The sequence below is a fragment of the Mesorhizobium sp. M1295 genome (assembly GCF_040318135.1).
Taxonomy (GTDB): domain Bacteria; phylum Pseudomonadota; class Alphaproteobacteria; order Rhizobiales; family Rhizobiaceae; genus Mesorhizobium.
This window is the reverse complement of sequence record NZ_JAMYLU010000038.1, coordinates 1-12,895: the sequence shown is the minus strand read 5'-3', so window position 1 is coordinate 12,895 and position 12,895 is coordinate 1. Positions and strand designations below refer to the sequence as shown.

Sequence of the window (12,895 nt, the reverse complement as noted above, 5' to 3'; positions counted from 1 at the left end):
AAGCCACCGCACACGGAACGGCGCTGAGTCGCAGAACCGGAAGCTAAGCTGCGCACAAAGCGCAAAAACGCAGGTTTTCTGCGACCGACCGGCGTGGTCCGCGCGCAGCGGCCTCTGAAGCATGCTAGGTTGTCTGGCAGTACGGATTGGCATCAAAGAATGCTTGGTCCGGTCAGCCAACCTAGGTGCAGAGGACTACTGCGAAATGGACTATGTGAAACCCTTCCTGTCTGCGGAGTATCAACGGCGTGTCCGTGACGTGAAGGCACGGATGGAGGAAGCAGGCTTCGACCTGCTAATCTGCCAAGACCCCGCAAATATGTGCTGGCTGACCGGCTATGACGCCTGGTCCTTCTACACGCCTCAAGTGGTTCTATTGCACCTAAAATCGGACACGCCGATTTGGATAGGGCGGCTGGTTGACGTGAACGGCGCTCGTGCCACGACTGACTTGCCTGCTGAGAACATCATCAATTTTTCCGACGACCGACTTCATCATGTCGAGCTGCATCCCTACGATGAAGTCAGCGAAATCATAAAATCCCGCGGCTGGGGATCTGATCGCATAGCGGTTGAGCTCGATGCGCATTTCTATACAGCGCGCGCGCATCAGCACCTTGTCAACGGCCTTCCAAACGCAAAGTTCTCTGACAGCCGCGGCCTCGTTAATTGGGCCCGACTCGTCAAATCCGATGCCGAACTCGTCTACATGAGGGAAGCGGGTCGGATTGTCAGCCACACCATGCGCCAGGCGATAAATAATCTGAAGCCGGGAGTTCCTGAATACGAAATCGTCGCTCAGATTTATGCCGATCAGACAAGAGGCGTTGATGGGAAATACGGCGATTATACAAGCCTCTGTCCATTGATACAGGTTGACGAGAAGACGAACGCTCCACACCTCACATGGTCGGACAAGCCCCTGCCCAAGTCGGGGCTGGTTCTCCTGGAAATTGGAGCGGCCAGGCGCCATTATCACGCGCCGCTGACGCGTACGGTCTACATGGGAAAGCCACCTAAGGAGGCCCAGCACCTCGCCAATGCCATCATCGAAGGTGGCGACGCTGTCCTCGAAATGGCGAAACCGGGCGTAGTCGTCGACGAGTTGAATACCGTGTGGCTGGACGTCTTGAACCGCCACGGATACGTCAAAAAGGGCCGTTCCGGCTACTCAATCGGCATGAACTTCCCCCCGGACTGGGGTGAGCGCACGGTGAGCATTCGTTCAGGCGAAAAGACGGTGCTCCAGGCGGGCATGTGCTTCCATTTCCAATCAGGGGTCAGGCCTCCTGCCTTCGGAGCCGCAATATCGGAGTCGTTTGTTGTTACCGAAATGGGTGGCGAGCGGCTAGCCGATGTCGCTCGCGAGCTAATAGTCGTAGACTAGCTGAAAAGCTTCTAGCATTTGTCTATTCAGCCGGATTGGGAAGGTCACCGAGGTGCTTCGCTTCCCAATCCCTGACCACCATCTCACCAGTGATCAGAGCGCTGAGCTTGAAGTGCGGCCCCGAGCAGCTGGGAGGCGCGGGTCCCCCGCGCGGTGTCTTCGCTGGTCTATGGGTCGGATATCGAGAAATCACCGGAGTGCGACACCCTAGCGCGGAGTGCCGGCCGCGCCATTCGTCGCAGCTGACCAGCAAGCGCAAGCGTGTGCATTTGTTGCTGGAGACAGTCGTTTCGCTCACCACGCGGACTGTCGGGAATTTGTGCGCAAAGCGGCTTCTTGATTGCCTGACAAGCTTCCACTCGAAGACGAGCGCGGTGGGTGTTGGTAGAAAATCACTCACGGGGCGGCTGCTCGACCGCTTCTTTCCTCAGCTACTCCATCCGCCAGATGACCAGCGCGATTTAAATGGCGTTGTGCGCACGAGGCCTTCAACTCTGATGTTAGCCAGATCGCGTCGACGCCAAGGCGGATCGTATGGTTCTGCTATTGCGCAACCTGCAAGACCGCGTCGGCAACTACCCACATAATCCGCCGACTCATAGACGCGGTAAAGGCATTGATTGCCTCAGATCGTCGGAGGCTCATGCTCATGCTCGAGGGATGTTCTTATCGAGATCCGCCAAGCGGCCAGGGATTGCCAGCCGTCCGGTCAAGAGCCGCCATCGGAGAGCGGTGCAGGTTCCGACCTGGCCTCGGGCGCGCCGCAACGTTCGCAAATCGCCCAAATTTGGGTCGTTAGCGCCGCGCTACCTCGCCCGCGCAATAATTCTGCGCGGAAGTTCAGTAATACGCAGAACGACACCGCTTTCAGCCCCAATTAGCACGATCTCCGCGAGCGTAGCCCCCTAGTCTGTTGGAAAATGACTGACTCTGGACGGGGGCTGGAAATGCGCTGAAGCGCTGCAACAGAAGCTCAAGCTGGCTGAACTTGTCGCAACACTTTGCCGTTGCCTTCTCCGAAAACCGAACAAGGATACATATGATCACCAACCCGCCCTTCCGTCCTCGTGAACTGCCGACTCGGCACCACGAGATTCTGATAGTTGGTGGAGGCATCGCGGGAGCGAGTGTTGCTTTTCACCTTGCAAAGAACGGTAAGAAGGACATCGCACTCTTAGAGCGCAACAGCCTTACGTCCGGCACAACTTGGCATGCTGCGGGTTTGATCATGCAGACGCGTGGTACTCACGCGCTAACGGAGATCGCAAAGTATAATGCAGAACTCTACTCCGCTCTGGAGGCCGAAACCGGACAAGCTACCGGATTCAAGCGAAATGGCACGCTTGGGGTCGCCAGAACCAAAGAGCGCCTACACGAAACCGCACGCAATGCTTCAATTGCCAAGAGTTTTGGGCTTGAGGCCCATATGATTTCGCCCAGTGAGGCGAAGAAGATATATCCGGCAATCGACGCGTCAATCATTGAAGGTGCAGTCTTCATCCCCGGGGACGGTCAAACCAGTCCCGTCGATACATGCACGGCCTTGGCGATCGGCGCCAAGCAAAAAGGCGTGAAGATCTTCGAGAATTCCGAGGTCATGGACCTCTGGCGAACACCTGAAGGCTATTACCAGGTCCGCACCAACGAGGGTGTCATTGAAGCTGAAAAGCTCGTGCTCGCGTGCGGACTATGGACGCGAGATCTCGCGTCCAAGCTGGGTGTGCGCATTCCGCTATATGCCGCTGAGCACTTCTATGTCGTGACTGACGCGATGGATTTTGTGACGCCGACCTTGCCGGTTCTGCGGGATACGGACGGCCATATCTACTTAAAGGAAGACACGGGAAAGCTGCTTGTCGGCGCCTTCGAGCCGTGGGGGAAACCGCTTGCGATGGAAAAGCTGCCGAAAGACACGGCATTCATCGAGCTTCCGGAAGATTGGGAACACTTTGAGTTGCCAATGACCAAGGCGATAGAAATCGTTCCTGAGTTGGCGAACACCGGCATTGCCAAGTTCTTCAACGGTCCTGAAAGTTTCACGCCCGACCTTCTGTTCATGATCGGTGAAGTCCCCGGCCTGAAAAATCTATATGTTTCAGCTGGCTATAACTCGGAGGGTATTGAGTACGGAGCGGGCGCCGGGCGAGCTCTGGCGGAGTGGATTATCGCGGGCGAACCCCAGATGGATATCAGCTTCGTCGACGTTGCTAGGTTTCACCCGTTCCAAATCAACAAACGATATTTGCACGATCGCACGCCCGAAGTGTTGGGCCTTCACTACAAGATGCACTGGCCGGCTTACCAGCCCGAGACGTCCCGCGGTGTTCGCAAAAGCGCGCTTCACGATCGATGGGCGAGGCTTGGAGCCAGCTTTGGTGAAGGCATGGGCTGGGAGCGCCCGATGTGGTTCGCAGGGGAGGGGGAATCGACCAAAAACCTCTACTCCTATGACGAGCCGAATTGGTTCAAATACACCAGCCAGGAGTGCAGGGCGGCTCGTAACGACGCCATCCTGTTAGACCAGAGCTCATTCGGCAAGCATTTGCTTCAGGGTCGGGATGCCTGCCGCTTCCTGCAGCGGATTTGCGCTGGCAATGTAGATGTACCGGTCGGGAAGCTGGTTTATACCCATATGCTCAACGAAAGAGGCGGCATAGAGACAGACATAACAGTCAATCGGCTATCGCAGAGTGAATACCTGATCATCTCGTCCGCGACCGTTCATCCGCGGGACAAAGCCCGGATTACAAAGCACATTACAGATGAATGGAACCTCACACTCACCGATGTCACCTCGGCTTATGCGGTCTTGTCGTTGCAGGGTCCAAAATCACGCGAGATCCTGTCCAAGGTTACCGACACGGACCTGGCAAATTCGGCATTCCCATTCGCGACCAGTCAGGAAATCGATATCGGCTATGCCCGCGTCATCGCCAACAGGCTGACCTATATCGGAGAATTGGGCTGGGAACTTCATATTCCCACCGAGATGGCTCAGCACGTGTTCGACGTTGTTTGGGAGGCCGGCCAAGCGTATGGCCTGAAGGCTGCAGGATACCACGCGCTTGAACACTTACGATCCGAGCGCGCTTATCGTGAATACCAACTCGATCTTACGCCAGTCGACACATTGCTTGAGGCGGGTCTGGGGTTCACGATTGATTGGAACAAGGAAGGCGGATTTATCGGGAAAGAGGCTTTGACCTCTCAGAAAAGCGCTGGGCCGCTCAAGAAGCGGCTGGTGTCCTTCAAGCTCCGCGATCCCAAACCGGTCCTCTTTCATGAAGAGCTTATCCGCTGCGACGGAGAGATTGTCGGTTATATTTCGTCTGGAGTGAAGAGCTTTACAATCGGAACCTCAATCGGACTGGGATATGTAAACCATTCCGCCGGTGTCACGAAGGACTTGATCGAAAAAGGTCGGTGGGAAATCGAGATCGCCGGCAAGCTCTACGAAGCCGACGCATCGCTTCGGGCGTTTTTCGATCCAAATGGAGATCGGGCCAAACAATAGGTTGTGTGCCCCTGTGGAGGCGGAAGGGACCCCCAATCCCGGTCGCCTCAGCTCCGAACTACTTTCGGCGCCCTGTGTGCTCATTACCCGTTATGGCCCACTTCCGCCGGCTGCGGCAGCGAAATGACGAGGTAATCATCGTGACGAAAGCTCCACAAATCGAGCGCATTGAGAAAGATCCGCTCGGCCCGGTGAGCATTCCGGTTTATGCCTACTACGGTCCTCAGACGGCGCGGGGCATCGCCAACTTCCCGATTTCGGGTATCCGGATCAGCCATTTCCCGAACCTCATCAAGGCGCTTGCCTACGTGAAAATGGCAGCGGCGCGCGCCAATGCCGCGCTCGGCGATCTGGACAGGAAAAAGGCCGATATCATCTGCCAGGTGTGCGAGGAAATCGCGGCGGGCAGGCATTTTGGCGATTTTCCGCTCGATGTGTTTCAAGGCGGCGCCGGTACCTCGACCAACATGAACATCAACGAGGTCATCGCCAACCGCGGCCTGGAAATCATGGGACTGCCACGCGGACGATACGACGCGCTGCATCCCAACAACGACGTCAACTTCGCTCAATCGACAAACGATGTTTATCCTACAGCGATCCGCCTTGCGATCCTTCTTTCACGCGGGGCGCTGCAGCGAGCTTTGGAGCAGCTCGCGGGCGAGTTGGAGGCCAGGGCGGAAAACTTTTCGGACGTGATCAAGCTTGGCCGAACGCAGTTGCAGGACGCCGTTCCGATGACGCTGGGCCAGGAGTTTCAGGCTTTCGCGACGACACTACGCGAAGATGTGGCCCGTCTCGGTGAGATTGCCAGCTTCTTCCATGAAATCAACCTCGGTGGCACCGCGATTGGCACCGGCATCAATACGAATCCCGACTATCAGGCGGCGGCTGTCGCCGAGTTGCGCGCAGTATCCGGACTGCCCGTCGTCTCGGCCGGAAATCTGATCGAAGCCTGCTGGGATACCGGCGCCTTCGTGCTCTTCTCGGGAATGCTGAAGCGGACGGCCACAAAACTCTCGAAGATCTGCAACGATCTGCGGCTGCTGTCCAGCGGCCCTCGCGGCGGCCTGAACGAAATCAATCTGCCAGCGCTCCAGCCCGGCTCCTCGATCATGCCCGGAAAGGTCAATCCTGTAGTGCCGGAGGTGGTCAATCAGGTCGCCTTCCAGATCATCGGCTACGATCTCACGATCACTCTTGCCTCCGAAGCGGGGCAGCTGCAGTTGAACGTGATGGAGCCGGTCATTGCCTATAACATACTGCACTCGCTGGAGCTTCTCACCAATGCCATCGACGTGCTGCGCACGAAGTGCGTCGTGGGCATTACAGCCAATGCAGAGACTTGCCGCAGACATCTCGAAGTCAGTACCGCGGTTGCTACAGCACTGACACCGGCGATCGGCTACGAGCGGGCGGCGGAACTTGCGAAGGAGGTCTTGGCCTCCGGCAAAACCATTCGCGAAGTCCTGGCCGAGCAGCCGGACCTTTCGGAGGACCTAATCGCGCAAACCGCCGATCCGCACCGTTTGACTGGGCCAACGCGGTCACGGTTGGCATCGTAACAGCGGGGCGAGGGCTTGATATCTGCGCAGTGGCGCGCGCAAGGAAAGTCCTGGCGCTCGGCTTGAGGGCCTTTTGCTGGACATCGGCCGACCGTTCGAAACAAAGTCTGGAACCATGACAAACAGCCAAAACGCCATCGATCTTGCCCATCGCCTTGCACCCGGCGCCGAGCACGCGCCGGCCATCGCCGCGCCCGACCGGACAACTCTCTCGCATGGCGGGCTGCGCCGCCTGATCCGCGATACCGTGGCGCGTCTCAACGCTCTGATCATCGGCCGTGGCGACCGCGTCGCCATCGTGCTGCCGAATGGCCCAGAAATGGCGACGGCCTTCGTCAGGTCGCCGCTGCCGCATCCACCGCGCCGCTCAATCCGGCCTATCGCGCCGACGAGCTCGATTTCTATCTGAGCGATATCGGCGTCAAGGCGATCCTTGTCGGCAAGGACGAACAGGGCCCTTCGGTCGAAGTTGCCGAGCGCCTCGGCATCCCGGTGCTGCGGCTGGTGGTACTGGAAGGCGCGCCGGCGGGCGTCGTGGCGATCGAGGGCGACCCTGTAGCGTCGCCGGTCTCACCCGGCTTGGCCCTGGTTAGTGACACCGCGCTGCTGCTGCATACTACGTTTCTAGGATGTACATGAGAAGATCCCCTTTTCCGACCCGGCAATTTCACTGAGCGGCACCAACAACAAACGTGGGGCCACGATCTCCTAGAATGCGCGTTCCTTGGGTTAAAGTTCTAAAAAATCTCTGCGATGATCTTGTTTCTGGCGTGATGAAGGTTCTTCAAATTCGCTGACAAGGGCGGCCATTGCACGCTGATGATGTTGCTGAGTCACTACACCCAAGGACGTCCATGATCGCGTTGAGGGTCGGCAGCGCGGGCGCGAGAAGTCGGGGATGACGCCTTTGGTGTGGGCCCATAGGTAGTGGTCGCGAGAGACGAACTCGCTGCCCTAGATGCCATAATGGGCCAGCGCTCCTCGCATAGCCAGGAAGGCGGCTGTTGAACGGGGTCCGATTGTGTCGGCACCAAGCATCAAGCGAGGGACAACCATGGACTATTATGCAGGAATTGATGTGTCGCTGCAACTGAGCAGTGTTTGCGGGGTGGATTCATCGGCTTCCCGGAGGTTCAAGTGATCTCCCAGGACGACGGCGTAATGCGGCTTCACCTGGAATACATATTCGCCGCGACTTTCATCGAACAAAAGCGCGGATGGCCGGATATCATGGCGAACATGCCCTATTATCGGGTCCGTGATCCCAAGAAGTCCACCATCGCCGAACTTCTAGTCACTCGGAACGGTAATTCGTATCATTATGCATCTGGTGATGGACAATTACGCCACTCACAAGACGCCCAAGATCAAGGCCTGGCTCGCGCGGCGCCCCCACTGGCACGTGCATTTCACGCCGACCTCGGCCAGCTGGATCAATCAGGTGGAACGCTGGTTCGCCGAGCTGACGCGTAAGCAACTGCAACGGGGTGTCCACCGCTCCACCGCCGAACTGGAGGCCGACATGGCCGCCTTCATCGGGGCGCACAAAGAAAACCCCAAGCCCTATCGATGGATCAAATCTGCCGACGAAATCCTCGCCTCCGTCAAGCGGTTCTGCCAGCGAACCCAGCTGAAGCAAAACCTATGTGCCGAAAACTTTAGATTCGGGTGACTAGGGCTCGACTACATCAGGAACAATCTGCAGCGGAATGCCCTCAGGCTCGACGAGCAACGGCTGAAGGCGCGCTACGACACCGGAACCGAGGCTCTTAAACGTCACGTGAACGGCTGACACTTTCAGGTATTCCCCCGGATGTCGGCGTAGGTTCATTCAGCCCGCGGCAGTTCCAAAAGACGTTCAGAGATTATCTCGGGCGCCTGGGTTTCAACTCCTTCGAGATCGGCTCCATGGTGATCGATGAGGGGTCTTTCGTGCCGAGAGTTGTCGTAAACGACCGTGACCGGCGTGTTCGGGCCGATTTCGGGACCTCGGCCAGTGACTGGATCCGCATCATAACGGCATTCGTGCTCGCCCTTCACGCCAGCCGCGACAACTCCCAGAAAAGCAACCATCCAAATGTGACGGTCTTCGATGAGCCTGCCCAGCAGAACATCGACCGGCAAGATTACCTCAAGTTCTTCGACATCGTCGCAGACGTTTGCAATAAGGGGGCAGGTTGTCGTTGCCGCAACTGACAAGGATCACGCGGTTCGAACCAGGGCACAAAGCCTTCACATGCACGTCATCGATTTCGGTTCAAAATATGTTCTGCAATAGAACTTCATTGTTTCGCAGTATGTCCTTGATAAACGGCCGACAGGCGCCAAGGGTCATTGTGGGCCGTATCCGTCGCGACGATCGCTGGCGCGGCGCCGCAGCGACGAAGGGCTCAGGCGAGATCACTCCGACCGCCTTGAGGATACCGAGTATCTGCGCCGCGGAAAGGTTTGGCTCGGGTGCGAGCATCAAGCCGACCACCCCCCATTCGAGTACGTGGTCCAAGCCTTGGGCAACGATACGTGAACCGACAAATGCGGCCCAACATATAGCCCAGGTCGTTTGGCGCCTCTGGTCGCTCCTGACCCGCATTTCCGGCCGCGATGCAAGATTTTATCGGCCAGCTTCGGCAAGCAGGGTATCGATCCAGCGATCAAGCGCGCTTGAACCGTCGTCGGGCGACAAACAGGCAGTCATGTACTCCCGTACTTCGGCATCAGCGTTGGTTGGAGACGAAACGGTAGGGCTGAGGTTGGCAGTTAACGTTACCCACGCGTATTGGTAGGTATGACGATCTTGAGAACGAGCTATGTTCGCTTTCGGAGAATAACTTGTGAAATGGAACTCTAGAATGTCGTCCTTTAGAAGACGCGCCTTGCCGATTCCTTGCGATGTGTTCCTTAGCGCAAGGAGGTGTCCGTTCTCACGGGCGATGGGAACGCCTAGTGGCGAAACTGTACTTGGATTTGGCCTAGGCCTCAATAGTAGCTCCGCGGAGGAGGACGTTTGCGGCGAGAAGAGTGAGCCTCGTAGGTGAGCCTGCGATCAACACCCGGCGTCGACTTCTTTAAAGCCAGCATTGCTGGTGAATCACGGCCGGAAGCTTAACGATCGCCCTCTCATGGAAATGCTCCAAGCTCAGCATTAAGAAGGTAGACACGATGGTCGATAGGGTCTTTGATCGTAGCAATGCTCTGTATGTCAAGAAAGTGCCCCGAAAAGGTCGTGGTTTATTCGCCAATATCCCGTTCAAGGCTGGAGATCTAATCGAGCGCGCTCCAACTTGGGTATTCGATGATCGGGAAGCAAGCCATATAGATCGTACTGGAATACTTGAGTATTACTTCGTTCGTTTCGACAAAAGCATCAAAATTGATCCTATAGCTCGGTATGTTGTTTTTGGTCTTGCTTCGTTAGTGAACCACTCTTTGAGTCCTAATGCACAAACGGTTTGGGCTGATGAAGAATCCGGCGCATGGGCCAGCATTGTGGCAATTAAGGACATAAAGGTGGACGAAGAAATAACGCAGACATATAATAACATCTCAGATTATCCTGAAACTGTCAAGTTCGTTGAGTGAATATTATTAGCGGCTATGTAGCGGATATTTTTAGCGGCCCGCCTTGAACCCTTGATTTTGTTATGTCATCGTGATCACCATATTACTTCAGTAGATAGAGTGAGCGAAAGCGTTTCCACATCGCAAAAAACATAATGAGATGCGAGTCATGAGAGTTACTAAACAAGGCGTCTAAAAAAAATAAAAATGCAGGAGAACGAACATGTATGACGCTTTTGCCTATGACGAGAGTATGGCTTCTACATATGAACAATTTACCAACTTACTAGGTAAAGTCGCGGAGGCAGACGAAACTGCTGGCTTTCTTGAGCGACTTTCCAGAGGAGGGTGTGCTCTTGAGCTCGGTATTGGCAATGGGCGCGTGGCGGTGCCGTTGAGCGAGCGCGGGGTCAAGGTCGAAGGCATCGACAATTCGGACAGCATGTTAAAACTTCTCGCCAAGCGTACCGATCTGATCAAAGCCTGGAAGGGGGACATTGCCGATTTCAGCTCAGAGCAACGCTACGATCTGGTCTATTGTGTTTATGGCACATTCACCCTGCTCTCCAGGCGCGAAGAGCAAATAGCTTGCCTTCGATCGGCTGCGGAGGCGCTAAAAGAGAAGGGGGTTGTGGTAATAGAAGTGCGTGTTCCATCCTTGGATGGTTTTGTCAGCGGCCAGAAAACTACTACTACCTTCGTTGATCATGAGAATACATTTGTCAATGCGGTACTCCACGATCCGGTAAACCAGCACTTGATTTCAACAATCCTCTGGTTTTCTGGTACATCGGTCAGACGTTTACCACAACGCGTTCGGTACGTTTATCACGAGGAGCTCGATACCATGGCCGAGTGCGTCGGGCTGGAGCTAGCGGAGCGTTGGGGAGATTGGGCGAGGGGTGCGTTCACCAATGAGTCCAAAGGTCATATCTCAGTTTACCGCCGAACCAGCTTGTAGTCGGTGACCTGCCTCTGAACGTTCATCCCCGGCGATTAGTTAGAGCCTCCGGCAATTTTGGTCCGATCCCAATCTTTGGGCCGCCGACGCCATCACGGCCGCCATCGGCCAACTCCTCGACCTCTACACCCCACACAAATGCGCACTACTTCAGAAACGCAGGCTATGCGTCTGGCTAATGCAGAACTCTCTAGCAAGCGGGCGATTATGATGGTCACATGTCGCACCGTGGCGATCCTAGGTGAGGGGCTTCTCAGCCGCACTCGTGATCTTGATGCGCAGTCGGTCTGACAGCAGCTTTTGCACATGGGGCTGAAGCTGCGCGAGAACGTCGGCTTCAACCGGGCAGTTGTCGATGTCGCTCGCGAGTTGGTCGTCATCATGTATGCGATGCTGAAACCCGGTGAGTTGTTCAACCGGGAAGAAACCGCCATCGCCTGATCCACCAGAAGTTCGAATGCGCCTGTCCGAGCCGTAAGAAGGCGGTCCCCGCCGGGGCGCGGGCCGATTCATTCTGCTGTCTCAGTTGTCCCGTAGCGTCAGAAAGCTCGCGATTGCCGCTTTTTCAAACTTGGAAAGCTCATCCCTCTCAAAGCCACTATCCGGCGGCCTCGTGTCGACCCGATGAAGACCGCGCTGCTGGTAACGACACCTCAATACCTATTTGGGCTTGCATTCGTTCCGCGACTAACGACTGAGACGCTTCTCTATTCGGCGTGTTGAGGTCAAGCGCTATCGAGCTTTTCTCCGGCGTTTTGACGTCTTTCGCAGGGCCTTGCTTCTCTACGGGATCGGCGTTTCGCCCTCCCATTATGGGGTTAGGAGAATGAGGCGGCACAATCTACCAAGCGTCTTGATCGCATGTTGCAATCGGTACGAGTGTCTCAGCGACTCGCCTCATGAACCGCTATGGAATGTCGCTTGTCGCGGCATAGGCGAGCGCCACCACGGGGCCGACACCGGGAACCGTCATCAAGCGCCGGCGGTCGCATCATTCTTGGCGATCGTGAGCACTTTTTTGTGCAGGCGAGCAAATTCGGCACGCAGCCCCCGCCGGGCGGCCAGCAGCGGCTCCATGATCTCTTCTTGCGCCGTCAAGAGTGCCCGCCGCTGCTGGCTCATAAGCGTCTTCACATGCGCCGGGCGGTACGTATCCCCCACGGTGACGGCCGCCTTGCTGAGGTAGGCTGAAGGCTGCAAGTCCTAGTGCAAGCACTAGGAGTAGTCCTATGACGAAGCATCAGATCGAGGTGATCACATCGGTCGAGCGGCGTCGGCGCTGGTCTCGCGAGGAGAAGGAGCGGCTGGTCGCGGCGACGTTTGAGCCTGGAGCCAGTGTTTCGGAGATTGCACGGTCGGCCGGCATCCATGTGAGCCAGCTTTTCCGGTGGCGCAAGGAACTCTGCCAGATCTCCGCGCCGTCCGTGCCGCAGCTCGTTCCCGTGGAAGTCGTCGAGGCGCTGCCAGCGCCGCAACCGCCGGCTACGCCATCGCCGATCTCCCGGCCGCGCAAGAAGAGCAGCATGGTGACGATCGAGCTTGGCGGCGCCCGCCGCCTGCGGGTCGAGAGTGATATCGACAGCGAGGCGCTCGGCCGGATCCTCGATGTTCTGGAGCGGCGATGATCCCGGTCCCGAGCGGTGTGAAGGTGTGGCTCGCCACTGGCTATACGGATATGCGGAAAGGTTTTCCGGGTCTTTCGCTGATGGTGCAGGAGACCTTGAAGCGCGATCCGCACAGCGGTCATCTGTTCTGTTTCCGCGGGCGGCAGGGGCAATTATCGACATTCTGCATATGGTTTCCGCTTTGCGACGGTTGCCTATCACTGGCATCCGTTGTTTGGGAGCACGTTGCAGGTTTCGCCATTTCGTCGTGGGAAGGCGTTGACGTGCATCTACACGGAGGAGCGT

General features: G+C 56.7%; 10 protein-coding genes and 2 pseudogenes. 11 read left to right on the top strand and 1 reads right to left on the bottom strand.

Translation table 11 applies throughout. From position 1 onward, the window contains the following. Positions 1-205 precede the first annotated feature (205 nt). The 9 genes and pseudogenes from NKH29_RS30640 (at position 206) to NKH29_RS30600 (ending at position 11,426) form a co-directional block, all read left to right on the top strand. Positions 206-1,387: a M24 family metallopeptidase gene (locus NKH29_RS30640; RefSeq protein ID WP_353001261.1), complete on the top strand. Its 1,182-nt coding sequence runs from the start codon at positions 206-208 to the stop codon at positions 1,385-1,387. A gap of 1,039 nt (positions 1,388-2,426) precedes the next feature. Then, a complete protein-coding gene (locus tag NKH29_RS30635; RefSeq protein WP_353001260.1) occupies positions 2,427-4,901 on the top strand; it encodes a GcvT family protein in 2,475 nt (824 codons plus the stop codon). 92 nt (positions 4,902-4,993) lie between these two features. Continuing rightward, a complete protein-coding gene (locus NKH29_RS30630; protein WP_353001259.1) occupies positions 4,994-6,466 on the top strand; it encodes an aspartate ammonia-lyase in 1,473 nt (490 codons plus the stop codon). A gap of 115 nt (positions 6,467-6,581) precedes the next feature. After that, positions 6,582-6,875, top strand: a complete 294-nt coding sequence (locus tag NKH29_RS30625; RefSeq protein WP_353001258.1) for a hypothetical protein — start codon at positions 6,582-6,584, stop codon at positions 6,873-6,875. A gap of 906 nt (positions 6,876-7,781) precedes the next feature. Then, a pseudogene (locus tag NKH29_RS30620) lies at positions 7,782-8,138 on the top strand (transposase); the annotation flags it as partial. A 236-nt stretch (positions 8,139-8,374) separates the two neighbouring features. Beyond that, entirely contained in the window at positions 8,375-8,662 is a 288-nt protein-coding gene (locus tag NKH29_RS30615) for a hypothetical protein (RefSeq protein WP_353001257.1), read from the top strand. Positions 8,663-9,625: 963 nt separating this feature from the next. Further along, positions 9,626-10,045, top strand: coding sequence for an SET domain-containing protein-lysine N-methyltransferase (locus NKH29_RS30610; RefSeq protein ID WP_353001256.1), 420 nt, complete (start codon positions 9,626-9,628; stop codon positions 10,043-10,045). A gap of 202 nt (positions 10,046-10,247) precedes the next feature. Continuing rightward, the gene (locus tag NKH29_RS30605; protein ID WP_353001255.1) at positions 10,248-10,985 is read left to right on the top strand and encodes a class I SAM-dependent DNA methyltransferase; all 738 of its coding nucleotides are present in this window, start codon (positions 10,248-10,250) and stop codon (positions 10,983-10,985) included. 306 nt (positions 10,986-11,291) lie between these two features. Further along, positions 11,292-11,426: a hypothetical protein gene (locus NKH29_RS30600; protein ID WP_353001254.1), complete on the top strand. Its 135-nt coding sequence runs from the start codon at positions 11,292-11,294 to the stop codon at positions 11,424-11,426. 469 nt (positions 11,427-11,895) lie between these two features. On the opposite strand, the pseudogene NKH29_RS30595 reads toward NKH29_RS30600, so the two are convergent. Beyond that, positions 11,896-12,134, bottom strand: a pseudogene (locus NKH29_RS30595) (IS110 family RNA-guided transposase); the annotation flags it as partial. 80 nt (positions 12,135-12,214) lie between these two features. Here NKH29_RS30595 and tnpA point away from each other — a divergent pair. Both tnpA and tnpB read left to right on the top strand, forming a co-directional pair. Further along, positions 12,215-12,610, top strand: a complete 396-nt coding sequence (gene tnpA, locus NKH29_RS30590) for an IS66-like element accessory protein TnpA (RefSeq protein WP_353001253.1) — start codon at positions 12,215-12,217, stop codon at positions 12,608-12,610. Beyond that, positions 12,607-12,895: IS66 family insertion sequence element accessory protein TnpB (gene tnpB, locus NKH29_RS30585; RefSeq protein WP_353001252.1), on the top strand; the 289-nt coding region annotated here is incomplete at its 3' end. The genes tnpA and tnpB, both read left to right, overlap by 4 nt.